Origin of the sequence: Bacillus sp. FSL K6-2944 (assembly GCF_038005385.1) — a bacterium.
GTDB classification, from domain to species: Bacteria; Bacillota; Bacilli; order Bacillales; family Bacillaceae_G; genus Bacillus_A; species Bacillus_A cereus.
The window spans coordinates 3,013,696-3,037,143 of the sequence record NZ_JBBOTE010000001.1 but is presented as its reverse complement, the minus strand read 5'-3'; the positions used below and the strand labels follow the sequence as shown (position 1 = coordinate 3,037,143).

Genomic DNA, 23,448 nt, shown 5'->3' with positions numbered 1-23,448 from the left:
TGTAAGGGGGAGAATGTGTGAAAGCAGAGAAAGTACGTTTACGTAAACAAATAATAGAACACATGAATTCTTTATCAGAAGAACAGTATACAACTTTATCAGAACAGATTGCATTTTCGTTGTATGCGCAAAAAGAGTGGGTTGAAGCTAAAACAATTGGAATTACTCTTTCAATGGAAAATGAAGTGAATACATATCCTATTATCGAAAAAGCTTGGGAAGAAGGAAAGAAAGTTGTAGTTCCTAAGTGTAATAAAGGAACTAGAACGATGTCCTTCCGGCAAATTAATGATTTTGATCAATTAGAAACGGTGTATATGAATTTACGTGAACCGATTCCCGGGCTTACGGAAGAAGTGAATATGGATGAAATTGATCTTCAAATTGTCCCAGGCGTAGCTTATACAGAACGAGGAGAGCGAATTGGGTACGGCGGTGGCTATTATGATCGTTATCTCGTGCATTATAAAGGGAAAACGCTGTCATTAGCGTATGATTTTCAAATGGTAAAACACATTCCAGTAGAGCCATTTGATAAAAACATAGAAAAAATTATTACAGAAAAAGGAACACTGCTTATAAATAAGCTTGTATAGACAAATAAAAATTGACGAGACTTTTTCTTCTTGATTATAATAAAATATGTGAACGTTTTCTTATTATAATTTTTTATAGTAAGTGAGCATAGAGGGTGATGAAATGGTATCTATTTATGATATTCAGCAATTGCTAAAGAAATTTGGTACGATTATTTATACGGGAGATCGAATTGCAGATTTACAATTAATGCAAGATGAATTGCGTGAATTAAATCAATCACAGCTAATCGATCCACAAGACTATCAAACAGCTTTATTTTTATTGAAGCAAGAAATTCAAAAAGAGCTAAATAAGAATTAGATAAAGGTAGGTAAGCAACATGGAAGAGAAATGGTTAGTTGGTGTTGACCTTGGTGGTACAACGATTAAATTAGCATTTATTAATGTATACGGTGAAATTTTACATAAGTGGGAAATCCCTACGAATACAGGTGAGCAAGGAAAACATATTACACTTGATGTTGCGAAAGCAATTGATAAAAAGCTAGAAGAATTAGGCGAATTGAAGAGCAAATTAATTGGTATTGGTATGGGAGCTCCTGGTCCTGTACATGTGGCGTCTGGAATGATTTATGAAGCGGTTAATTTAGGATGGAAAAACTATCCGCTAAAAGATTTATTAGAAGTAGAAACAGGATTACCTGTTGTTATTGATAATGATGCGAACTTAGCAGCGCTTGGTGAAATGTGGAAAGGTGCTGGTGAAGGTGCAAAAGATTTAATCTGTATGACACTTGGTACGGGCGTTGGTGGTGGTGTAATCGCCAATGGTGAGATTGTACACGGCGTGAGTGGTGCTGCTGGTGAGATTGGACATATTACAGTCGTTACAGAAAATGCTTTCCCATGTAATTGCGGGAAGTCTGGTTGCTTAGAAACAGTAGCATCTGCGACAGGTATTGTACGTGTTGCTATGCAAAAAATACAAGAGACTAATAAAGAGAGCGTGTTGCGTTCTATGTTAGCTGAAGAAGGACGTATTACATCAAAAGATGTCTTTGAAGCACTTGGACAAGGTGATGAATTAGCAGGTGAAGTAGTAGAAAAAGTAGCTTCTTATTTAGGATTAGCTGTAGCGAACCTTTCTAGTACATTGAACCCAGAGAAAATTGTTATTGGTGGAGGCGTGTCTAAAGCTGGAGATGCGCTATTAGAACCAATTCAACGCTATTTCGAGCAATACGCTTTCTCACGTGCTGTAAAGAGCACGAAGTTAGCTATTGCAACACTTGGTAATGATGCAGGTGTTATCGGAGGAGCTTGGCTTGTAAAAAAGCACAAATACGAAGCGAAGATGATATAAGTTGTGAAATATGAAAAGAGGAAGGGGGAACCCTTCCTCTTTTTGTGTAAAATCTCGATGAAGAATAAAGTGTAAACGAATTAAGCTGCTGGTGGATACCCGTTATATAGAACAGTCATGATCGTAAACCATCCGAAAACGAGTACAGTTGCAATTGCAAAGCCGCTCGCGAAAAAGTTTTTTTCACGAAGTGTTCTAAGCGTAGCAAATACAGCTAACAGAGTGACAAGTGTAAAAATAATAACAAGGCCCATACAATATCCTCCTCTGTCTACCCATTTCTTATTATGAGTTTTTGGAATATTTACTCTTTTATATTGTACATGTTTTAAAAATGATTGTCGAGATAGCATCCTTTCTTTTCCTCAGAGAAAGAAATGTTGTATCATTAAAAGTAAGTTTTTAATAACTGGAGGAGATTTTTATATGAAATGGATACAAATGCCGTTAGGCCCATTACAAACAAATGCTTATATTTTAATGAACGATCAAAAAGAGTGCATTATCTTTGACCCTGGTCATGAAGGTGAAAAGCTCGTTACATATTTACAAGAAGAACAATTAAAACCATTGGCTGTTTTATTAACACATGCTCACTTTGATCATATCGGTGCTGTTGATGCCGTAAGAGACGCTTTTTATATTCCTGTGTACGTACATAAAGAAGAAGCAGATTGGTTAGGAGATGCAACTGTAAACGGCTCTCAAATTTTTATGATGAACCGCAGTATTACAGCAAAACCAGCGGATCATATTATTGATGCAGAAGGTACATTAACAATTGGATCATTTAATTTTGAAGTTTTTGAGACACCAGGACATTCTCCAGGAAGTATTTCTTATTATAGTAAAGAAGCGAATGCTGTATTCTCAGGAGATGTATTGTTCCAAATGAGCATTGGAAGAACAGATTTGCCTGGTGGAAGTTTTGCTGAATTAATTGGAAGTATTGAAGAGAAATTATTTGTATTACCAGATGAAACAGCGGTGTTATGTGGACATGGTCCAGAAACAAGCATTGGCTTTGAAAAAGAAAATAATCCGTTTTTACAATAAGGAGTTATTATGGGAATGGAGCTCATTTTAAGAGAATGGATGGGGAAAGAAAAGGATTATTCAATTTCATATAGTACGTATATGAACCTTGTATTGTATACGGAGGGTCATGGATATTATATGAAAGAACGTGAAAAGATTGGAAGACAAGGGGATTTTTTTACAAGTAGCAATGTATCCTCTGTTTTTGCAAAAACTTTTGCTAAACTTTTTATTCGTCTTGTTGAAAATGGTGAAGTTGCTTCGAATATTTGTGAGGTTGGTGGGGGAACAGGGAAGTTTGCCTATGATGTTTTACAAGAATGGAAGCAATTATCTCCAAACACCTTTATTAATTTAAACTATTCAATGATTGAAGTGAGCCCTTTTCATAGGAAATTACAGCAGGAGCAACTTGGCTCATTTTCTAATGTATCGTACTATACCTCCTATAGTGAAATGGGAGATTCTTTCGAGGGAATTCTTTTTTCGAATGAGTTGTTTGATGCATTTCCTGTTGAAGTAATTGAGAAAAGAAATGGTATATTGTATGAAGTACGTATTACATATACAGAGGAAGGAAACCTTTCAGAAGTATGTAGGCCGTTAAATAAAAGAATTGGTCGCTATTTATTGAAATATAATATTTATATTGCTGAAGGGCAACGTTTTGAAGTACCAATTGTTATGGAGGAGTATATAAAAGAAATTTCGAAATGGTTTCAAAAAGGTATATGTATTACAGTTGATTACGGATACACAAAAGAAGAATGGATGCATCCAGCACACCGCGAAGGAAGTTTGCGAGGATATTATCAGCATAAGCTAATGCGTAACCCACTAGCGCATCCAGGTGAAATGGATCTTACTACTCATGTTCATTGGGACGAGCTAAAGGAGATCTTTAGTATGCAAGGAATGAGTGCAGTATGGCATAAGAAACAATCTGAGTTCTTGTTAGCTGCAGGGATATTAGAACAGCTTACGAGCCATCAAGATACGAATCCTTTTTCTGAAACGCAAAAACAAAATCGAGCAGTTCGTTCTATGATTTTAAATGGAGGAGTAGGGAGTTCGTTTGATGTTGTTATACATACAAAAGATATGCAACATTTACATTTGGATCAGTATGTAACAATATAAAAAACAAGACACAGTATATACTGTGTCTTGTTTTTTAATACGACTTATGTAGTATTATATATTTCCTCTCATGATATATATTTATATTAAAGATATGAGATAAAAAATATAGAATACGTTCTTTTTCTGCGATTATTAGTCCCTAACCTAATAATACACGAACGAGTTGAATGATTGTTTCATTCTCTACTTTGTAATAAATTTCCAATCCTTTTCTTTCACTAGAAACGATTTTAGCGCTTTTTAATTTTGCTAAATGCTGTGAAATTGTAGATTGTGGCATGTTTAAGCCAGTATACATTGTAGAAACGTTGCTTGGACCGCGCTCGATTAATCCTTTTACGATACATAAACGAACAGGATGAGCTAGCACTTTTAATAATTCTGCATTACTTTCATATAGTTCTAATTCTTTTTGAAAGGTTTCTAACATGTTCTTTTCCACCTCCGTGTGAGCTATTATACCATACTATACATACCAAAAATTTAAAGAAAAGAAAATAGTTGTTGCAGAAAAAAAGTCCTAAAGTAAAGAAATTGTAAGAAAAGAGACCCGGATGTAAATAAAATAGGTAAATTAGCATGTTTTTGTAAAATGACATTTTTGGGTGAAAATTTCGATGCGTTTTAAAAATTGAAAGATATAGATATATTTGTAACACAATTTTATCATGATTTTCTTATTCTTTCAAATGAATATACGAAATTTTTAAAATAATATGACAAAGGAATTATAATGATATATATAGAATATAAAACAGGTTAAAAGAAAAGAAGCTGAATGTCATTCGCTTCTTTATGGTGATAATGAAATATTTGATTACGGCTGATAAATCTTAGGATGATCAAGTCATTAGTCATTTATTCTAAAATTCATCTTTTAGCAACGTTAAAAATCTGTGATTCCATATGTTCTCATAAAAATCAATTGTCTCTTTTGCGGACATAAAAGGATTATTCAACGTAGAGGTTGTTTTCTGTCCCATAAAGTTTTCGTATCCTAGTCCGTGGGCAAACTTAATCGTTGCATCCATACAGTACTCTGTTTGGGCGCCACAAAATTCAATGCGATTTACAGATAATTGATCTAAAATTTCTTTTAAGTTTGTTTTATAAAATGAATTTGCATGTGTTTTTCTTACAAAAAAATCTTGTTCTTGAACATCTAGATCGGTATGAATAGCCCAAAGTTCTTTCTCGGGTACTAAATCATCATCACAATGTTGAACAAAAAGGATTGGTTTATTTAATTTTCTATATGAATAAATTCTTTTATTTACTTTTTTTAGTAAGTTCTGTAAATCAAATAAATGCTCCTCGCTATAACATACGCCATTTTGTAAATCGATAACGATTAAAATATCTGCACAAGTATCCATTATTTTCACCCCTTTTTATTTCTTAATATATCAATTAATCCATTATTTAGAAATAGATGATATACTTTTATTTTTTATGGACTATAAGAAAAGAAGAAATTCAAATGAATATAGCTAAACCGCATAAAAAGAAGATATGAAAACCTAATCTCATATCTTCTTTTTCTCTATGCATTTACAGGTTCTTCTACATAAGAAAGGGCATTTTCAAAATCGGATATTAAATCGTTAACATTTTCAAGACCGACTGATAACCGAAGTAATGAATTAGAGATTCCTCTTTTATCACGAGCTTCTTGCGACAGTGCTGCATGTGACATTTTTGCTGGATAAGAAAGAATTGACTCTACAGCTCCTAAACTAACTGCAAAAACAGGCAATTTTACTTTTGATAAAAATTTGCGGAGTGCATCTTCTGACTGCAAAGTAAACGATAAGACCGCTCCAGCTGATGTTGCTTGAGATTGTTGAATATCAAATCCGAGATGAGTTTGTAATCCCGGATAATAGACATTTTTTACTTTAGAGTGCTCTTGTAAATAATGTGCGATTTTATTGGCATTTTTAGCTGAATGTTCGAGGCGTACATGCAATGTTTTTAGACCGCGAAGTACGAGAGAACAATCTTGAGGTCCTAAAATAGCACCGAATGCATTTTGTAAAAATCCAAGCTTTTGAGCGAGTTCTGAATCTTTTACTACTGCTAATCCGGCAGTAACATCACTATGACCAGCAATAAATTTTGTAGCACTATGAAGAACGACATCAGCTCCAAGTTCAAGTGGTTTTTGGAATAGTGGTGTCAAAAATGTATTATCAACAAAAGTAAGAGCCCCAATAGATTTTGCGAGTTTAGAAACCTCGCGAATATCTGTCACTTTTAAAAGTGGGTTAGAAGGTGTTTCTACATAAAAGAGCTTTGTATTTGGTTTAATGTTTTGTTTTATTTCTTCTAAATTGGTCATATCAACAAATGTATGTGAAACACCGTAACGGGAGAGTACCTCAGTTATCACTCGGTAAGTGCCTCCGTACACATCTTCTGAAATGAGTACGTGATCACCTTGTGAAAGAAGGAGGAATGCAGTGGAAATCGCTGCAATGCCTGATGCAAAGGCGAATCCTTTTGTTCCGCCTTCTAATAAAGCAATGATATCTTCAAGAGCTTCACGAGTTGGGTTTCCTGACCTGCTATAGTCATATTTTCCGAACGTATCTACATCAAACTGGTGAAAAGTTGATGTGTTATAAATAGGAACGTTCACAGCGCCTGTTTGCGAGTCGTGTTTATATTGGTTGTGTAGTAAGAGTGTATCTATAGAATAGCTCATATTCTTACACCTTCTTTTACGAGTTTAATTGCTTGCTTTAAGTCTTGAATTAAATTGTTACTATTTTCAATGCCAACTGAGAATCGAAGAAGACGATTGCATACGCCGTTTGCTGTTCTAATTTCTTCAGGAATATCAGCATGTGTTTGCGTTGCTGGATAAGTCATTAAACTTTCTACACCACCAAGACTTTCGGCAAATGTAATTAAGGATAAAGATTGTAAGAATGGATTAATCCAAGCTTCATCTTTAAGGCGGAATGAGATCATGCCACCTCTTCCTGGATAAAATACATCTGTCACCCCGTCTTCATCATTTAAATACGCAACAACTGCTTTCGCATTTTCTTCATGTTGCCTCATGCGAAGCGCTAACGTTTTCATACCGCGAATTAATAACCATGAGTCAAATGGGCTTAAAACTGCACCTGATGCATTATGATAATGAGCGATTTCCTCGCAAAGTTCCTTTCCTTTTGCAATAACAAGCCCGCTTAGTACATCGTTATGTCCCCCTAAATATTTCGTTGCGCTATGAAGTACAATGTCAGCACCTTCTGTTAATGGTTGCTGTATATAAGGTGTGTAGAAAGTGTTGTCTACAATAAGGAGTAGTCCGTTCCTTTTCGCTACAGTTGCGACAGCAGCAATATCAGTAACTTGCATTAATGGATTAGTTGGAGTTTCTATGAAAATAGCCTTCGTTTCAGTTGTGATAGCTTGCTCAATTTGTTTAATAGACTGTGTATTTACGTATCTACATCGAACATTCCACTTTTTTTCATGCTCAGAAAATAATCGATACGTTCCCCCGTATAAATCTTCAGATACAATAAGTTCGTCTCCAGAGCGGAATAGAGAAAGGACGAGGAGAACAGCCGCCATCCCTGAACTACAGGCATAACCTTGTTCGCCATATTCTAAGTCTGCGATCGCCTGTTCTAAAAGACCTCGAGTTGGATTGCCAGTTCGTGAATAGTCAAAGCCAGTAGATTTACCAATTCCTTCGTGACGATAAGCGGTTGAGAAATAAACTGGTGGATTAACCGTTCCGGTTGTAGTTTCACTGCGATTTCCGATTTGTGCTAGTTTTGTTTCGATTGTTGACATATGAAAATTCCTCCTTTTTAAATTGAAACATTAAGTGAATATAAAATAAAAAAAGCCTTCTAAGAAGAAGGCTTTCGGTTTGAATAGAGTCTTCTTCTCATCTGTCAAATCTTTCACAATTTGCTGGAATTAGCACCTTATTAACAAAATGTTAATGGTTGCTGAGGCGTCACAGGGCCAGTCCCTCTACCTCTCTAGATAAGAATGTTCGTATGAAATTTTTATTATGTTTTTAACTTTACAATAAAATATAACTGAATTGCAACTTTATTTTAAATAATTTTTATTTTTCCGCAAGTGTCATTGACTTTTACTTTTGTGCATGCTAAATTTATTAAAAAATTGTAACTACTCAGCTTCTTCAAATAAAAAAACAGGCCAAATACATGTTTCCGATTCGAAAACATGAAAAGAAAATACTCCAATCAGAGAAAGAATCTATGCCAAATAGAGAAATTCTCTTATGAAGTCGTGTTATTCCAAGGAACCGTTCTAGTTTCTATGACTTGGTTTATCGCTTGTAAGACCGATTGTTTTTGTTTTTTCATGGTACTCATAAAGCTTCGTATCTGACAAAAAGATTCTGCGCCTTTCTTACTTCGGAAAGTCCCAGACACTTTCTGTTTTACTTTCGTCATCCGAATATCCCGTTCTGCTTGATTGTTATCAAATGGAATGGCTGGATGTTCTAAAAACGCTAGAATTCTGTCAGAATACTTGACGAAGCGATTCCATAAATTTTGAGAAGGCGTCTGCTTTCCTTTCTTCTTTTGTTTCGTGGAAAGAATCTGTTGTTCTTTCAATATGGATTGATACATAATAAACAGATTCTTTTGCGTCGCTTTTGGCATGGTACCTTCGGATTGCTTTTTCATCGTCAACGCTTGCGTTAGAAATTTCTGCATCTGTTGTGCCCATTGTTCTCCAGTACTATCTATAATTCCTTGTAAATCTCGTAAGAGATGGGCATTACATAAAACGTGACGACAATCTGTATACGCATCATACGATTTCCAACCATCATGCATCGCAATTCCAGAAAAAGATGGCAAGATTTCTCCAGCATCCATTGCTTCTTTTCCACGTTTTTGATGAATATGTTGCAATGTCACCTCCGGTGTACTGGCAGTATGTAACCATTGTGTTTTGTTTTCTACACGCATACCAGTTTCATCAAAATGGACAACAGGAGACTGCAGAATCTTTTCCTTTACTTCTTTTATGAATGGCTGCAATTGAGAAGCGAAAGCCTGTGTATGATTTACCAGGGTTCCTTCGCTTATAGAATGTCCAAAACAATCCTGAAAGAATTCTTTTGTTCGCTTCAAAGAAATGCATTGATAATGCGTTAAATAGGGAATCAGTCTTTTTATATTTGGACCATATTGAACAGGACGAGATACTGTCGAAGGAAATTGGGCTTCTTGGATAGAATGGCAATGTGGGCATTCTTTCTGTTCTACTTTATGTTCTGTCACTTCGATCTGAATAGGTGGTAAGTCATACACTTGGCGAATGCGATACCCTTTTACAGGCTCGTGGTTCAAGGAAGTATGACAACAAGTACAATATGTAGGAGAATGTGTAATCGTATGATCTGGAGTCGCTGTCAAACCAAGAGTATGTCCCTTGTGGCCCAACTGGCCACCCGTTTGACGATGAGACGGTTTGCGCAAACTTTTTGTAACGGGCTTACCCAAACCATCTGTAGAAGGTGGCTTATGACTATTTTTGGAGTTTTTTTTTGAAGCATTTTCTAGTTCTTGTATACGTTTTTCTAACTTAGAAAATGTTTCTTCAAATAAAGAAATAACAGCTTCAGGTCCTTTTTTATATGTATCTAAAATAATTTTTCGATCGACCATAAGATTCACCTCCCCTGTTTGATATACTCAGTATTTACAAATGGGAGGCATATGAAACTAGTAAAATTTAAAAAAGACACCGAAAGGTGGCTGAGTAGTTACAAAAAATTAACAAACATTGTTAAAAGGGGAACGCATTTCCTTTTAGCTACATAAATAAAATAATAAAGACAACTCTTATTGAGAGCGGTGGAGGGAAAGGCCCTGTGAAACCCGGCAACCTTCAAACGAAATGTTTGAAACGGTGCTAATACCTGCAAAACGAATGTTTTGCATAATAAGAGGAGGAACGATTATGTCCCCCTCTTCAAAGTGAAGAGGGGGTTTTTATATTGATAGAAATGAGGGAGAGTCGTGAAATTACTAGATTTATTATCAAAAGGAATTGTAATAGGTGATGGTGCGGTTGGGACGTTATTGCATTCACATGGTTTGCAAAGTAGCTTTGAAGAATTGAATGTATCTGATCCAGACTTAATTATATCGATTCATAAACAATATGTAGCTGCTGGAGCAGATGTAATTCAAACGAATACGTATGGAGCAAATGAGGCGAAATTACGTATGTATGGTTTAGAAAATCAAGTTACAGAAATTAATAGAGCGGCAGTAAAACTAGCGAAAGCATCTGTGACAGATAAAAATGCAATTTTAGGAACAATTGGTGGTATGAAACATATCGGAGCTGTTACAACGACTGATATGGAAAGAGAGTTTATGTTACTTGAACAGGCAGGGGCTTTACTAGAAGAACAGGTTGATGGATTACTATTAGAAACTTTTTACGATGAATTTGAATTACTTCATGCCGTTAAAGTATTGCGTAAGCAAACGAATATTCCAATTGTTGCGCAATTAGCGTTACATGAAGCAGGTACGACTCAAAATGGAAATGATGTCAATGAAATATTAAAGCAACTTATAGATTACGGTGCAAATGTTGTTGGATTGAATTGTCAACTAGGGCCGCTTCATATGACGGAAGCTTTCAAAATGATATCGATTCCTCAAAATGGCTATTTATCAGCATACCCAAATGCAGGCCTCCCGAATTATGTGGATGGACGTTACGTATATGAGGGAAGTCCAGCTTATTTTGAAGCGATGACACCGAGATTTATTGAGCAAGGTATTCGGTTATTGGGTGGTTGTTGTGGTACGACTCCAGAACATATTCAAAGTATGAAGCGCGCTGTTGCGAATATTACCCCTGTAATAGAAAAAGACACGATTCAAAGGCCGAAAGTCGTTCATACGCATGAGAAACGTTCGAAGGCTCACGTCACTCTAGCAGAGAAAGCGAAAAAACAAACAACAGTTGTAGTGGAATTAGATCCACCGAAAACGTTAGATACACAGCGTTTTTTTGAAGGAGCAAGAGCGTTAAAAAGAGCGGGAGCAGATGCTATTACTCTAGCAGATAATTCATTAGCATCGCCTCGTGTTTCTAATATGGCGATGGGTGCGTTATTAACGAAGCATGATATCCCAGTATTGACGCATTTAACGTGTAGAGATCATAACGTCATTGGACTACAATCTCATTTGTTAGGTTTATCGGCGTTAGGGATGGAAGAAGTGTTAGCTTTAACTGGTGATCCAGCGCGCGTTGGTGATTTTCCCGGTGCCACTTCTGTATATGATTTATCCTCTATTGAGCTTATTAAAATGATTAAAGAAATGAACGATGGACGTTCAATTTTAGGGAAATCAATTGGACCGGCGACAAGGTTTTCTGTAGGCGGCGCATTTAATCCTCACGTGAGGCACTTAAAAGCAGCGGTTAAGCGAATGGAACGAAAAATAGATGCTGGAGCGGAGTATTTTTTAACTCAGCCAATTTACGATATCAAGTTAATTGAAGAAGTGTATGAAGCGACAAAGCATTTGGAACAACCTATTTTTATTGGAATTATGCCGTTAGTAAGTAAGCGGAATGCAGATTTTCTTCATTTTGAGGTGCCGGGTATTACTCTTCCTGAAGAAATAAGAGAGAGAATGGATGGACATGAAACGAAAGAGGCAGCAATTGAGGAAGGGATCCGCATTTCACAAGAATTGGTCGACGCAGCGATGAAATATTTTAATGGTATTTATCTTATTACACCATTTTTAAAGTATGAAATTACAGAACATCTTGTTAAATATGTAAGAGAAAAGCAAGAAGTGAAAGAAGGTATTAATTGATGAAGTGTATAGAAGAAAAATTAAAAAATAGCATTTTAATATTAGATGGTGCGATGGGGACAATGATTCAGCAAGAGGATTTAACTGCTGAAGATTTCGGAGGAGAAGAGTACGAGGGCTGTAATGAATATTTAGTGGAAACAAGACCAGACGTTATTTTAAAGATTCATAAAGCTTATATTGAAGCTGGAGCGGATATTATTGAAACAAATACATTTGGGGCAACGAATATTGTACTAAGTGATTATGATCTGTCTCATTTAGATGAAGAACTAAATGAAAAGGCAGCACTTTTGGCGAAGCAAGCTGTTAAAGAAAGCGGGAAGGAAGTATATGTTGCGGGAGCGATGGGACCAACAACGAAAGCAATTAGTGTTACAGGTGGTGTGACTTTTGAAGAATTGATTGAGGCTTATACAAGGCAGGCACGAGGATTATTAAAAGGAGCAGTTGATGTATTACTCGTTGAGACGAGTCAAGATATGCGTAACGTGAAAGCAGCTTATATTGGAATTCAAGCCGCTTTTGAAGAACTGAAAAAAACGGTTCCTATTATGATTTCAGGAACGATTGAGCCAATGGGAACGACTCTGGCTGGGCAAACAATTGAAGCTTTTTATTTATCAGTAGAACATATGAAACCATTATCTGTTGGGTTAAACTGTGCGACTGGTCCGGAGTTTATGAGGGACCATATTCGTTCACTATCTGATTTATCGGAGTGTTACATTTCTTGTTATCCAAATGCAGGTCTTCCTGATGAAGATGGACATTACCATGAATCTCCATCTTCTCTTGCTGAAAAGGTGAAGCGATTTGCTGAAGAAGGATGGGTTAATATTATTGGTGGTTGTTGTGGCACGACACCAGAACATATAAAAGCAATGAAATCCGCGCTAGCATCTCTTAGGCCTCGTGACCATCATGAGAGAGAAGGACATGGAATTAGTGGATTAGAAGCACTGCAATATGATGAGTCTATGAGACCGTTATTTGTAGGTGAAAGAACGAATGTTATTGGGTCACGTAAATTTAAACGCTTAGTAGCAGAAGGGAAATTTGAAGAGGCTGCTGAAGTGGCAAGAGCGCAAGTGAAGAAAAATGCTCATATTATTGACATTTGTATGGCAGATCCTGATCGCGATGAAATAGAAGATATGGAAAACTTCTTAGCAGAAGTTACGAAAGTTTTAAAAGTACCGATTATGATTGATTCAACAGATGAAAATGTGATGGAGCGAGCTCTTACTTATATTCAAGGAAAAGCTGTTATTAATTCAATTAATTTAGAAGATGGAGAAGAACGATTTAAAAAAGTGACACCGCTTCTTCAAAAGTATGGTGCCGCTATAGTTGTAGGAACAATTGATGAAGACGGTATGGCGGTTAGTGCGGAACGAAAGATAGAAATTGCGAAAAGAAGCTATGAATTACTTACAAAGAAGTATGGGATACGCCCGTCAGATATTATTTTTGATGCACTTGTGTTTCCAGTAGGGACAGGTGATGAAGAATATATTGGCTCAGCGGCAGCGACTATAGAAGGAATTCGCCTTATTAAAGAAGCGTTACCAGAGTGTTTAACGATTTTAGGTGTAAGTAACATATCATTTGGTTTACCACCGGCTGGACGTGAAGTATTAAATTCAGTTTTTTTATATCATGCTACGAAAGCAGGATTAGATTACGCGATTGTGAATACGGAAAAATTAGAACGCTATGCGTCGATTCCAGAGGAAGAAAAACGCCTTGCAGATGCATTACTGTTTGAAACGACGAAAGAGACGTTAGAAGAATTTACAAACTTTTACCGAGTTGCTAAAAAGAAAGATGTCGTTGTGCAAGAAACGTTAACGCTTGATGAAAGACTAGCAAATTATATTGTAGAAGGTACAAAACAAGGATTACACGAGGATTTAAGTCTTGCACTTGAAGAAGGAAGAAAACCTCTTGATATTATTAACGGTCCGCTTATGACAGGGATGGACGAGGTAGGACGACTATTTAATAATAATGAACTTATTGTTGCTGAAGTATTGCAAAGTGCCGAAAGTATGAAAGCCGCTGTAAGCTATTTAGAGCCACATATGGAATCTAGTGATAGTGCGAAAAAAGGGAAAGTATTGTTAGCAACTGTAAAAGGTGACGTGCATGATATTGGGAAAAATCTCGTTGAAATTATTTTAGCGAATAACGGATATGAGATTATTAATTTAGGAATTAATGTACGTTCGGATCGAATTGTTCAAGAAGTACAAGAAAAGAAGCCGGACATTATAGGCCTTTCAGGTTTATTAGTAAAATCAGCTCAACAAATGGTAACGACTGCTGAAGATTTAAAAGCGGCAAATATTGATGTGCCCATTGTTGTAGGTGGTGCAGCGTTAACGAGAAAGTTTACAGATAATCGGATTTCACCATCATATAAAGGACTCGTTTGTTATGCGAGTGATGCGATGACGGGGCTCGATATTATTAATAAGCTTCAAAAAGAAGAAGAGCGTGAGAAGATGAAGCAGGATAAAAAAGAACGTCATCTTCATATCGTAAAAAAAGAGGAGAAGAAAGTAGAAATTCCAGCAGTAATTGAGCCATTACCAAAATCAGAGGTTATGGTGCCTGATTCAACAAAACGAATTGTATTACGAGATGTTCCCGCCCTTCATCTCGCACCATTTCTGAATAGACAAATGCTACTTGGGCATCACCTTGGATTAAAAGGAAATGTGAAGAAGCTTTTGAAAGAGGGAGATAAGAGAGCACATGAATTAAATGATTTAATAGATGAATTATTGCAGGAAGGACAATCTTGGTTAAAGCCGAAAGCAGTGTATCAATTTTTCCCAGCGCAAAGCGACGGACAAAACATTGTAATATATGATCCAGAAGATCATACGCGTGTTATAGAGCGTTTCACATTCCCTAGACAAGGAAAGGCTCCCTATCGTACTTTAGGTGATTATTTGCGCCCAATAGGAGATGAGATGGACTATGTTGCTTTCTTATCTGTTACGGTTGGGGAAGGAGTTCGGGATATTGCTGAAGAGTGGAAGGCGAAAGGTGATTACCTACGTAGTCATGCCATTCAATCGTTAGCGCTTGAATTAGCGGAAGGACTTGCTGAAAAAACACATATGCTCATTCGTGACCGCTGGGGCATTCCGGACTCACCTGAACTGACGATGGAAGAACGTTTCCGTACGAAATATAGAGGAATACGAGTGTCATTTGGTTATCCGGCGTGTCCAGAACTTGCAGATCAAGAAAAGCTATTTCGCTTAATTCATCCAGAGGAAATAGGTATTTCATTAACAGAAGGATTCATGATGGAGCCAGAAGCGTCCGTAACGGCTATGGTATTTTCTCACCCTGAGGCAAGATATTTTAGTGTATTATAGTCTAGAAGGGGGAGACGTATGAAGAAAATAGTCTTTACAGGTGGCGGTTCGGCAGGACATGTAACACCTAATTTAGCCATTATCCCATATTTACAGGAAAACAACTGGGATATCTCTTATATTGGTTCTCACCAAGGTATTGAGAAAACGATTATAGAAAAGGAAGGCATTCCCTACTATAGTATTTCGAGTGGAAAGCTACGTCGTTATTTTGATTTAAAAAATATAAAAGATCCTTTTCTTGTAATGAAGGGTGTTATGGATGCGTATGTAAGAATTCGAAAACTAAAACCAGATGTGATTTTTTCAAAAGGCGGTTTCGTATCTGTACCAGTCGTAATTGGCGGATGGCTAAATAGAGTACCAGTTTTATTACATGAATCTGATATGACGCCAGGACTAGCAAATAAAATTGCGCTTCGTTTTGCTTCGAAAATATTTGTTACATTTGAAGAAGCAGCGAAACATTTACCGAAAGAAAAAGTAATATATACGGGGTCTCCTGTACGTGAAGAAGTGCTGAAGGGAAATCGTGAAAAAGGTTTAGCGTTTTTAGGTTTTTCACGTAAAAAGCCAGTTATTACGATTATGGGAGGCAGCTTGGGCGCGAAAAAAATTAATGATACGGCTCGAGAAGCATTACCAGAACTTCTTAAAAAGTATCAAATTGTTCACCTTTGCGGAAAAGGTAACCTTGATGAAAGTTTACAAAATAAAGAAGGATATAGACAATTTGAATATGTACATGGAGAACTGCCAGATATATTAGCGGTAACAGATTTTGTTATTTCACGCGCGGGCTCCAACGCAATTTTTGAATTTTTAACATTACAAAAGCCGATGGTTTTAATTCCATTATCGAAATTTGCAAGCCGTGGAGATCAAATATTAAATGCAGAGTCCTTTGAAAGACAAGGATATGCCTCCGTATTATATGAAGAAGATGTAAATGTAAAATCTCTTATAAAGTATGTCGAAGAATTAAATCAAAATAATGAGAAGTATAAAACAGCACTAAAAAAATATAATGGAAAAGAAGCAATTAAAACAATCATTCAAAATATTTCAGAGGCATGATGAAATAATCATGCCTCTTTTAGTAGGGTGAAAGATTCCAAGAATTGATATTTTTATGTTACAATAAAGTGAAACTTTAATCAGTTGGGTGCATCCCACATCTAACTTCTTTACTGTTACTGAATTTTGAGGAGGGAGTCTTACTGCCCTCAAATAGCGGGATAACAAATGGGTTAATAGGGAAATTCCAATTAATGAGGCGTGAAAATACGAATGGATTAGGAGTGACTGTGTTGGAGCTAAGTCTCTATGAAAATACTGCACTTATTATATGCTTTGTGTTGTACGTTGGTAGTGTTATTGTTTATATTTCAAGGAAATTTTCGCAAGAAAGAGAGCTTGAAAAGTCGGAGATAACAGCTGAACTAGAAATGTTAGCTGATGAAAGTTATAAAAAACAAAAAATAAAAGAAGACCATGAAGCATCCCATCATTTAAACGCAAATAAGTTTTAAAGATGGGGATTTTTTTTGAAGTTGTTCTTTATTGTAGCTATAACAAATAACGCTAAAAAGGAGTTTCCCTATACATAATGAAGGAGTGTATATAAATGAATTTTTATATCGCCTCAGGTTTCCAAAATAAACATCTTGTACGTTCCGTAGCAAATGAACTGAAACATGCAGGATGGCACCATACATATGATTGGACCAAAAACGAAAAAGCAGCAAATGAAGAACAATTAAGAGAAATTGGTCAGGCAGAACAAAATGCTGTAAAAGAAGCGGATGTATTTTTACTTATATTAGATGGCGGAAATGGGAGCCATACAGAGTTTGGAATGGCGATTGCACTAGAGAAAACGATATATGTATATCATGCAGGAAGCCCGCTCCAAACAACGTTCTATCACTTGCCAGAAATAAATATTTTTGAAGGAGATGTAGCTGAGTTTGCATCTTATGTTATGAATCATATGAAATAATAGTAACTACCTAAAAGGTTATAAAAGTGATCTTTTGGGTACAGTGATGATAAGAAACGTATATAAAGGAGTACATAATATGAAATTAGAAAATGGATGGGAAACGAGCTTTTTAGAAGTCGTACAAAATAGTGAATTTAAGAAAGAGGCACTTCTTAGTCAATTGCTTTGTCAGGATAGTGAAGAAGTAGAAGAGCTTGTGGATGATTACGGCTACGAAGAACTTGTTGAACGTGAACATGATGATGAGTTAGCTGAAATCTTAGGAGAAGAACTTTTTAGTGAGATGGAACGCCAAGTATTCTTATCTTCAAACCCAGAAGAAAAATTGATTTCATTCGTCAATGGATTAGGTTTTCATGTGTTAGATTGGATCGTTCTTCTTGAAACAGAATTTGGCATTGATAGTGCAAACTTTACATCAGATGCTGTGAAGGTGTTAGAAAAGCGTTTCAGACAGTTTTCATACATAGAGGACAAGACAATTTTTGATATGACATTTGGAGAATCGATGGATGTATTAGAATCTGTTACAGGATTACAACTAAAGGAAAAGATGAACGTATAATGAAAAAAGAACGTGATTGGATCACGTTCTTTTTTTACATAATAATAATTTTATCATCTAGTTTTGTCTGCCCGGTAAGAAGTGCGTTTAAATATTCCACTTTTCTTATACAAGCTTGTATATGTCTTTCAATCTCTTGTAACTCTGCTTGGTGATGTGTTTCAATTGGATGAATTTGTACGTTGAATTTTTCAAATTGACTACTATATGTTATTTCTGCATAGCCGCTCATAATATCGGTTTCGTTATGAAATAAAAATTGCCTCGTTTTGTCACAGAATGATACATCCTGAAAGCCATATACTTTTAATGCTTCAATTACTTTTTTAATCATTTTTGTATTCATTTTTTAACCCTCTTTACGAAGTTCTACTTATATATTATAACATAAAAAATTACATAGAAAGCGCTTCCAAGTGTATTTTATTATAAACTTTACGTTTCAATCACAAAAATGAAACAAAGAAAAAATAATTGTAAAGAAGGAAGGACTCTTTTATTGTTTCGTCATATATATATAGAAATAGTGCAATGAAAGGAAATTTTCCGAGGTGGAGATCGTATTTCCAATTTGAGCGCAGTAAAAGAGATAATATGAAGCGACCTCCTAGATTATCAAGTCAGGGATTTTAACCCATAATAATGAATGAAAACATTATGAATGGGGTTATACCCTATGATAATAGGAGGCCACTATGGAAAATATAATCTATATTGGGATGGATGTCCACAAGGAAAGTTTTAGCTTATGTGCACTACACGGAACAACTGGGGAAATTGTAAGAGAAGCACGATGTGCTTCAAATGTATCTCTCGTAAAAAAATTCGTTGAGAAACTGAAAACAAAATATGGTGAAGATATAAAAATTAAAGCTGGATATGAGGCTGGTTGTTTAGGGTATTCACTTCATAATCTTCTTGAACAAAATGGAATTGATTGTGATATTTTAGCTCCCACAACAATGTACAGTTCATCAAAAAATAAAATGGTTAAAAATGATAAATTCGATGCCAAAATGATTGCTCTTAATTTAGCAAATGGCACCTATAAAGAAGTATATGTTCCAGAAGAAGAGGATGTTGCCGTGAAAGAGTATATCCGCATGTTAGGTGATTTTAAAACATCTTTGAAAAAAATAAAACAACAGATAAAAGCATTCCTTTTAAGGCATGGCTATGTGTATGAAGGGAAATCAAGCTGGACAATCGCTTATATGAAATGGTTAAAGAATCTTGATCTACAAGGATTATTCAAAGAAACGTTAGGCGAATACCTATTACAGTATGATGTTCTAGTCGATAAAATTGAGCGGTTCAGTCTGAGATTAGAAGAATTATCTCATCGTGAAAGGTACGAAGAACCAATCGCAAATTTAAGATGCTTAAAAGGTATAGATACAACATCGGCAATGACTGTTCATGTGGAAATTGCAGACTTCACTCGTTTTCCCACGGCTAAAGCATTTATGGCTTATGTAGGATTGACACCAAGCGAAAGCTCAAGTGGAGAAAAAATCAGTCGACGTTCGATTACAAAACAAGGAAATTCGACCGTTAGGTCTACTCTTGTAGAATGTGCAAATGCGTTGGTAAAAGGAACAATCGGATTAAAATCGAAGCGAGTGAAAGCAAGACAAAAAGGGCAACGAAGCGAAGTGATTGCTTATGCGGATCAGGCTGTAGAAAGGTTACAAAGAAAATATTATCGCATGATATATCAAGGGAAACCTAGAAATGTTGCCGTTACAGCTATCGCAAGAGAACTGGGGTGTTTTATATGGGGATTAGAAACAGGTAAAATTCACCGAAAATAAAGAGGGAAGGATATGAAGTTGATTGATTCATTCATAGTTAGAAACCAAAGGTATCAATTGATGGCATAGATGAGCTTCAGAGATAGTGAATTACAGGTCTGGCTATCTATGACTCACCTCTTCTGGCATGGCTGAAATTCTGATAAACAAGCTATTTATTAGAATTTGAAAAGGTGTGATCCACGCAGTGAGATTATAAGAGCCTAACGACGAACCATTAACCTGAGGTAACCAATCCACGAATAACAGAGTGGTTAACTGTCGATAGATCTTATTTCTGAAGCTTTTGTATGCCATCAAGAAAAATATTATGGGTGAAAAACTATTGACAAAGGTCACTTCATAACAGGTGAGAATTTTGAACTTTGATATTGTAGGACAAAAAGCATATATAAAAGATGGACCGCATCGGAACCGAATTGGAATTGTAAAGAAAAATGAGACAAAATTAGCATCGCAGTTTGCTATTGTAATTGGAGAACAAGTCATTGATGTAGAGCTAAAGGATATCGTGTTAGTTGGAGTAGACGTAGGACAATTTCATAAATGGTGCGAACAAAATGGTTATTTGTGAAAAGGACGGGCTGTGAGATAATGAAATATATTTGAGGAAAGAGGATATGTTATTGTATTCTCTTTTTCTATGTTTAAGGAGGCGAAAATGAAATATAAAGAACAGGAGTTTACGTTGGAGTTAAAAGAGAACATTCAATGTATGGAGAAGGAAATAGAGCGAATATCACTTAAACTGCATAAAGAGTATTCACATTTATACATAGAAAAACACATGGAATTAGATATGGGATTTGCAAGAGAAAAAGAGAATCCCTTTGAGGTGGGTTATTATTCATCAGTTGCTATAGCTATATTAGATGAAGAAAAAGAGCTGATTGGATTTCATAATATTCCAATTTGGAAATGTGAAAGAATCTTTTTAGGAATGCCAATTCAATCAAACATTTTGGGGAGTAAGAAAGTAGGGGAACTCGCTGATGAATCTTGTTATGAGATTGAGGAAGAGTTAAAAGAGCAACTAGAAGAATACTTAGAGTGATAATTCTCAAGATAAAATCTATAAAGAGGGGACGGAATAAAAAAGACGCTAACAATTGTATGTTAGCGTCTTTTTTCATTATGAAGCAATTTCACCAGTTTTTGTATCATCTTGATTGTACGTATCTTGATCTAATTCACCAAGCCATTTACTTGAAATAAGACCTGCTGTCATAGAGCCACTTACGTTAAGAGCTGTACGCCCCATATCGATTAATGGCTCAACCGAGATAACTAGAGCAACAATACCGATTGGTAAGTTCATTGTAGATAGTACGATTAAAGCTGCGAATGTTGCGCCGCCACCAACTCCGGCAACACCGAATGAGCTAATAGCAACAACAGCGATTAAAGTTAAAATAAATTGTGGTTGTAATGGATCAATTCCTACAGTTGGAGCGACCATCATTGCAAGCATTGCTGGATAAATACCTGCGCAACCGTTTTGTCCGATAGATACCCCAAATGAAGCTGCGAAGTTTGCAATTCCTTCGGAAATACCAAGCTTTTCTTTTTGCGCTTCAATATTTAATGGCATCGCACCAGCACTAGAGCGAGATGTGAATGCAAATGTTAATACAGGGAACACCTTTTTTAAATATTGAATTGGATTTAAACCAGATAGCGCAATTAATAATAAGTGGATAACGAACATTACGATAAGTGCTACGTAAGACGCTAACACGAAGTTGCCAAGTTTTAAAATAGCATTTATGTCGCTACCAGCAACTGTTTTTGCCATAAGAGCTAATACGCCGTATGGAGTAAGGCGTAAAATTAATGTTACCATACGCATTACGATTGCATATACAGCATCAAGCATCTTCTTAAATAGCTCTGCTTGTTCTGGATATTTTCGTTTTACACCTATAAAGGCAATGCCGATAAAGGCTGCAAATATTACGACAGAAATTGTTGATGTTGGACGAGCGCCTGTTAAATCAAGAAACGGATTTGTAGGTAATAGCTCTAATAATTTATCTGGAATTGTTGTCTTTTCAATAGAAGTAAATCTTTCTTCAACTAGTTTCAGACGAGCAGATTCTGCATCACCTTGTTGTAGGCCGGTTGCAGATACATCAAATCCTGCACTTGCAGCGATACCGACAGCTGCAGCGATTCCTGTAGTAAGAATTAAAATACCGATAATAAGGCCACTAATTTTACCAAGGTTTTTCGTTAACTGTAATTTTGTAAATGCTGAAATAATAGATACTAAAATAAGTGGCATAACGATCATTTGAAGTAATTTTACATAACCGTTACCGATTAAGCCAAACCAAGTATTTGATTCAATAATTACTTTAGAAGTTGGCTCATAAATAAATTGTAATATAAGACCGAATAAAATTCCGACTCCTAAAGCGGTAAATACACGTTTATTAAAAGATACATGCTTACGTTGCATATAATATAATACGCCAACTAAGATGAGCATGACTGCAACGTTAATTCCGACAAGCAGTGTATTCATGTTGATTCCCCCTAATTCCAATCTGTTATATAGAATATAAGGTAATAAAACCTATAAGTCAACTAGGAAATTCCGGAATTAAAAAAAAAGATGGCAAAATGCCATCTTTTAATGTCCAGCCCCAGGCACAAGTAAGAATGTCGTGTAGTATGTAAATCCTATGAAGAAAACAGTTAAATATGCCCCAAATACGTATATATACATACGCTCTGTTAATTTTAAATAGCTTAAAAGTACGAAGAAACCTGTTTGTCCTAAAAATAGTAGTGCGGCCGGTTGCATATCCCCTACGTAAAACATAACCGAGAAAATTCCAGTCCAAAAGCCGAGAACGCGAAACATGCGCTCCATGCCATCTCCCTCCTTTTCTAAAAAAAGTAAACCTCACCTCATTATAGTTTATTTTTCTTACTATTGTAAATATTCGTTCATATAAAAAGAAGCCAATTATTATTGGCTTCTTTTTATATGAAAAATTAAATTGTTAGTTTATAATTACAAGATTTACATCCATCTAATAGACTATCATTTCGAGTTAATTCCATGTTAGGGAATAGGATTTCAAAAATCCCTTTCATCATATCTCCGTGCATGTTACAAATTTCAGTTGGATGATGAACAGCAACTTCTTTAAATGGACAATTGTGTACATCATAGAAAATTTTTGTTCCATCTGCACTTAATTCAAATGCAGGTGATAAGCCAGCTGTTGAGAAAGCTTCTTTTGCAATTTGAACTTTTTGTTCCACTGTTAAAGCATCTTCACTCACATTTAAACGTTGCATATGTTGTTGCATTAATTCAGCTCCGAATTGTTTTCCTGTTTCGTATAGCGCTTTCTCACCAGCAGCACCAAGACTAAGTAAAGAATTAAATGCGATTCTTGCTAACAATTGATAATCACGGAATGGAAATTGTAATTGGATAACATCTTCAGATAAGACATACAATCTGCTCGGTCGTCCGCCTTTTCCAGTTTTCTTCGTTTCCGATTTTAGCATATGAACATCTTCTAATTTAGATAAATGTAAACGCGCTACGTTTGGATGAATGTCAAACTCATCTGCAATTTCTTGTACCGTTACGTAACTATGTTTTTGCGAAATATATTTATAAATGTAATAACGAGTTGGGTCAGATAATACACCTGTAATTTTTAAAGCTTGTTCCATGAGGATCTCCACCTT

Annotated in this window: 24 protein-coding genes and 2 riboswitches; of the genes, 14 read left to right on the top strand and 10 right to left on the bottom strand. The window is 35.8% G+C overall.

Annotation, left to right across the window (positions count from 1 at the left end):
* Positions 1–17 precede the first annotated feature (17 nt).
* The 3 genes from MHH55_RS15425 to glcK all read left to right on the top strand — a co-directional run bounded on the left by MHH55_RS15425 (position 18) and on the right by glcK (position 1,903).
* Positions 18–596: a 5-formyltetrahydrofolate cyclo-ligase gene (locus MHH55_RS15425; protein ID WP_000642749.1), complete on the top strand. Its 579-nt coding sequence runs from the start codon at positions 18–20 to the stop codon at positions 594–596.
* A gap of 103 nt (positions 597–699) precedes the next feature.
* On the top strand, positions 700–900 hold the full coding sequence (locus MHH55_RS15420) for a YqgQ family protein (RefSeq protein WP_000253699.1): 201 nt from the start codon (positions 700–702) through the stop codon (positions 898–900).
* A 19-nt stretch (positions 901–919) separates the two neighbouring features.
* On the top strand, positions 920–1,903 hold the full coding sequence (gene glcK / locus MHH55_RS15415; protein WP_000391704.1) for a glucokinase: 984 nt from the start codon (positions 920–922) through the stop codon (positions 1,901–1,903).
* 80 nt (positions 1,904–1,983) lie between these two features.
* Here the strand turns inward: glcK and MHH55_RS15410 are convergent, their stop codons facing one another.
* Positions 1,984–2,157, bottom strand: coding sequence for a DUF2759 domain-containing protein (locus MHH55_RS15410; protein WP_000524852.1), 174 nt, complete (start codon positions 2,155–2,157; stop codon positions 1,984–1,986).
* Positions 2,158–2,329: 172 nt separating this feature from the next.
* On the opposite strand from MHH55_RS15410, the gene MHH55_RS15405 reads away from it, so the two are divergent.
* Positions 2,330–2,959 carry an MBL fold metallo-hydrolase gene (locus MHH55_RS15405; RefSeq protein ID WP_000871231.1) on the top strand — a complete coding sequence of 210 codons (630 nt, stop codon included), beginning with the start codon at positions 2,330–2,332 and terminating at the stop codon, positions 2,957–2,959.
* 9 nt (positions 2,960–2,968) lie between these two features.
* Complete coding sequence (locus MHH55_RS15400; RefSeq protein WP_000525154.1) at positions 2,969–4,081, top strand: class I SAM-dependent methyltransferase; 1,113 nt, start codon at positions 2,969–2,971, stop codon at positions 4,079–4,081.
* 142 nt (positions 4,082–4,223) lie between these two features.
* Here MHH55_RS15400 and MHH55_RS15395 read toward each other — a convergent pair whose 3' ends face one another.
* The 5 genes from MHH55_RS15395 to tnpC form a co-directional block, all read right to left on the bottom strand.
* Entirely contained in the window at positions 4,224–4,514 is a 291-nt protein-coding gene (locus MHH55_RS15395; protein ID WP_000894377.1) for an ArsR/SmtB family transcription factor, read from the bottom strand.
* Between the two features lie 433 nt (positions 4,515–4,947).
* Complete coding sequence (locus MHH55_RS15390) at positions 4,948–5,460, bottom strand: cysteine hydrolase family protein (protein WP_000379156.1); 513 nt, start codon at positions 5,458–5,460, stop codon at positions 4,948–4,950.
* 167 nt (positions 5,461–5,627) lie between these two features.
* A complete protein-coding gene (gene metC / locus MHH55_RS15385) occupies positions 5,628–6,791 on the bottom strand; it encodes a cystathionine beta-lyase (RefSeq protein ID WP_000122299.1) in 1,164 nt (387 codons plus the stop codon).
* On the bottom strand, positions 6,788–7,900 hold the full coding sequence (metI, locus tag MHH55_RS15380) for a cystathionine gamma-synthase/O-acetylhomoserine thiolyase (protein ID WP_078186301.1): 1,113 nt from the start codon (positions 7,898–7,900) through the stop codon (positions 6,788–6,790). Before metI ends, metC begins: the two co-directional genes overlap by 4 nt.
* A gap of 94 nt (positions 7,901–7,994) precedes the next feature.
* Positions 7,995–8,105, bottom strand: a riboswitch (SAM riboswitch).
* 256 nt (positions 8,106–8,361) lie between these two features.
* Positions 8,362–9,765: an IS66 family transposase gene (tnpC, locus tag MHH55_RS15375; protein ID WP_100910632.1), complete on the bottom strand. Its 1,404-nt coding sequence runs from the start codon at positions 9,763–9,765 to the stop codon at positions 8,362–8,364.
* Positions 9,766–9,939: 174 nt separating this feature from the next.
* Positions 9,940–10,049, top strand: a riboswitch (SAM riboswitch).
* Between the two features lie 70 nt (positions 10,050–10,119).
* Here tnpC and MHH55_RS15370 point away from each other — a divergent pair.
* The 6 genes from MHH55_RS15370 to MHH55_RS15345 all read left to right on the top strand — a co-directional run bounded on the left by MHH55_RS15370 (position 10,120) and on the right by MHH55_RS15345 (position 17,920).
* Positions 10,120–11,952, top strand: coding sequence for a bifunctional homocysteine S-methyltransferase/methylenetetrahydrofolate reductase (locus MHH55_RS15370; protein ID WP_000770352.1), 1,833 nt, complete (start codon positions 10,120–10,122; stop codon positions 11,950–11,952).
* Positions 11,952–15,350: a methionine synthase gene (gene metH, locus MHH55_RS15365; RefSeq protein ID WP_000649674.1), complete on the top strand. Its 3,399-nt coding sequence runs from the start codon at positions 11,952–11,954 to the stop codon at positions 15,348–15,350. The genes MHH55_RS15370 and metH overlap by 1 nt, the downstream gene beginning before the upstream one ends.
* A gap of 18 nt (positions 15,351–15,368) precedes the next feature.
* Positions 15,369–16,427, top strand: coding sequence for an undecaprenyldiphospho-muramoylpentapeptide beta-N-acetylglucosaminyltransferase (gene murG / locus MHH55_RS15360; protein WP_078187704.1), 1,059 nt, complete (start codon positions 15,369–15,371; stop codon positions 16,425–16,427).
* Positions 16,428–16,621: 194 nt separating this feature from the next.
* Positions 16,622–16,882 carry a DUF3966 domain-containing protein gene (locus MHH55_RS15355; RefSeq protein WP_001250699.1) on the top strand — a complete coding sequence of 87 codons (261 nt, stop codon included), beginning with the start codon at positions 16,622–16,624 and terminating at the stop codon, positions 16,880–16,882.
* Positions 16,883–16,977: 95 nt separating this feature from the next.
* Positions 16,978–17,352, top strand: a complete 375-nt coding sequence (locus tag MHH55_RS15350) for a nucleoside 2-deoxyribosyltransferase (protein WP_001012342.1) — start codon at positions 16,978–16,980, stop codon at positions 17,350–17,352.
* Positions 17,353–17,431: 79 nt separating this feature from the next.
* Positions 17,432–17,920: a hypothetical protein gene (locus MHH55_RS15345; RefSeq protein WP_139362529.1), complete on the top strand. Its 489-nt coding sequence runs from the start codon at positions 17,432–17,434 to the stop codon at positions 17,918–17,920.
* Between the two features lie 34 nt (positions 17,921–17,954).
* On the opposite strand, the gene MHH55_RS15340 is transcribed toward MHH55_RS15345, so the two are convergent.
* Complete coding sequence (locus tag MHH55_RS15340) at positions 17,955–18,266, bottom strand: hypothetical protein (RefSeq protein ID WP_001093239.1); 312 nt, start codon at positions 18,264–18,266, stop codon at positions 17,955–17,957.
* Between the two features lie 349 nt (positions 18,267–18,615).
* Between MHH55_RS15340 and MHH55_RS15335 the strand changes: the two genes are divergently transcribed.
* From MHH55_RS15335 to MHH55_RS15325, 3 genes are all read left to right on the top strand, one after another.
* A complete protein-coding gene (locus MHH55_RS15335) occupies positions 18,616–19,734 on the top strand; it encodes an IS110 family transposase (RefSeq protein ID WP_340880263.1) in 1,119 nt (372 codons plus the stop codon).
* Positions 19,735–20,092: 358 nt separating this feature from the next.
* Complete coding sequence (locus tag MHH55_RS15330) at positions 20,093–20,308, top strand: DUF3912 family protein (protein WP_001008327.1); 216 nt, start codon at positions 20,093–20,095, stop codon at positions 20,306–20,308.
* 87 nt (positions 20,309–20,395) lie between these two features.
* Complete coding sequence (locus MHH55_RS15325; protein ID WP_000875394.1) at positions 20,396–20,788, top strand: hypothetical protein; 393 nt, start codon at positions 20,396–20,398, stop codon at positions 20,786–20,788.
* A gap of 78 nt (positions 20,789–20,866) precedes the next feature.
* On the opposite strand, the gene MHH55_RS15320 is transcribed toward MHH55_RS15325, so the two are convergent.
* The 3 genes from MHH55_RS15320 to MHH55_RS15310 form a co-directional block, all read right to left on the bottom strand.
* Positions 20,867–22,261 (bottom strand): L-cystine transporter, encoded by a 1,395-nt coding sequence (locus MHH55_RS15320; RefSeq protein ID WP_001094345.1) that lies wholly within the window; start codon positions 22,259–22,261, stop codon positions 20,867–20,869.
* Positions 22,262–22,369: 108 nt separating this feature from the next.
* A complete protein-coding gene (locus tag MHH55_RS15315; RefSeq protein ID WP_000440716.1) occupies positions 22,370–22,612 on the bottom strand; it encodes a DUF2626 domain-containing protein in 243 nt (80 codons plus the stop codon).
* A 125-nt stretch (positions 22,613–22,737) separates the two neighbouring features.
* The gene (locus MHH55_RS15310) at positions 22,738–23,433 is read right to left on the bottom strand and encodes a helix-turn-helix transcriptional regulator (protein WP_000434125.1); all 696 of its coding nucleotides are present in this window, start codon (positions 23,431–23,433) and stop codon (positions 22,738–22,740) included.
* Between the last annotated feature and the right edge of the window lie 15 nt (positions 23,434–23,448).

Excerpts from the sequence above, each read along its gene's own strand:
- MHH55_RS15410 (WP_000524852.1), bottom strand. The coding sequence starts at position 2,157 with ATGGGCCTTGTTATTATTTTTACACTTGTCACTCTGTTAGCTGTATTT.
- MHH55_RS15420 (WP_000253699.1), top strand. The coding sequence starts at position 700 with ATGGTATCTATTTATGATATTCAGCAATTGCTAAAGAAATTTGGTACG.
- MHH55_RS15340 (WP_001093239.1), bottom strand. The coding sequence starts at position 18,266 with ATGAATACAAAAATGATTAAAAAAGTAATTGAAGCATTAAAAGTATAT.
- MHH55_RS15325 (WP_000875394.1), top strand. The coding sequence starts at position 20,396 with ATGAAATATAAAGAACAGGAGTTTACGTTGGAGTTAAAAGAGAACATT.
- murG (WP_078187704.1), top strand. The coding sequence starts at position 15,369 with ATGAAGAAAATAGTCTTTACAGGTGGCGGTTCGGCAGGACATGTAACA.
- glcK (WP_000391704.1), top strand. The coding sequence starts at position 920 with ATGGAAGAGAAATGGTTAGTTGGTGTTGACCTTGGTGGTACAACGATT.
- MHH55_RS15335 (WP_340880263.1), top strand. The coding sequence starts at position 18,616 with ATGGAAAATATAATCTATATTGGGATGGATGTCCACAAGGAAAGTTTT.
- MHH55_RS15395 (WP_000894377.1), bottom strand. The coding sequence starts at position 4,514 with ATGTTAGAAACCTTTCAAAAAGAATTAGAACTATATGAAAGTAATGCA.
- metC (WP_000122299.1), bottom strand. The coding sequence starts at position 6,791 with ATGAGCTATTCTATAGATACACTCTTACTACACAACCAATATAAACAC.
- metH (WP_000649674.1), top strand. The coding sequence starts at position 11,952 with ATGAAGTGTATAGAAGAAAAATTAAAAAATAGCATTTTAATATTAGAT.
- MHH55_RS15405 (WP_000871231.1), top strand. The coding sequence starts at position 2,330 with ATGAAATGGATACAAATGCCGTTAGGCCCATTACAAACAAATGCTTAT.
- MHH55_RS15355 (WP_001250699.1), top strand. The coding sequence starts at position 16,622 with ATGAGGCGTGAAAATACGAATGGATTAGGAGTGACTGTGTTGGAGCTA.
- MHH55_RS15310 (WP_000434125.1), bottom strand. The coding sequence starts at position 23,433 with ATGGAACAAGCTTTAAAAATTACAGGTGTATTATCTGACCCAACTCGT.
- MHH55_RS15350 (WP_001012342.1), top strand. The coding sequence starts at position 16,978 with ATGAATTTTTATATCGCCTCAGGTTTCCAAAATAAACATCTTGTACGT.
- tnpC (WP_100910632.1), bottom strand. The coding sequence starts at position 9,765 with ATGGTCGATCGAAAAATTATTTTAGATACATATAAAAAAGGACCTGAA.
- MHH55_RS15345 (WP_139362529.1), top strand. The coding sequence starts at position 17,432 with ATGAAATTAGAAAATGGATGGGAAACGAGCTTTTTAGAAGTCGTACAA.
- MHH55_RS15390 (WP_000379156.1), bottom strand. The coding sequence starts at position 5,460 with ATGGATACTTGTGCAGATATTTTAATCGTTATCGATTTACAAAATGGC.
- MHH55_RS15320 (WP_001094345.1), bottom strand. The coding sequence starts at position 22,261 with ATGAATACACTGCTTGTCGGAATTAACGTTGCAGTCATGCTCATCTTA.
- MHH55_RS15400 (WP_000525154.1), top strand. The coding sequence starts at position 2,969 with ATGGGAATGGAGCTCATTTTAAGAGAATGGATGGGGAAAGAAAAGGAT.
- metI (WP_078186301.1), bottom strand. The coding sequence starts at position 7,900 with ATGTCAACAATCGAAACAAAACTAGCACAAATCGGAAATCGCAGTGAA.
- MHH55_RS15315 (WP_000440716.1), bottom strand. The coding sequence starts at position 22,612 with ATGGAGCGCATGTTTCGCGTTCTCGGCTTTTGGACTGGAATTTTCTCG.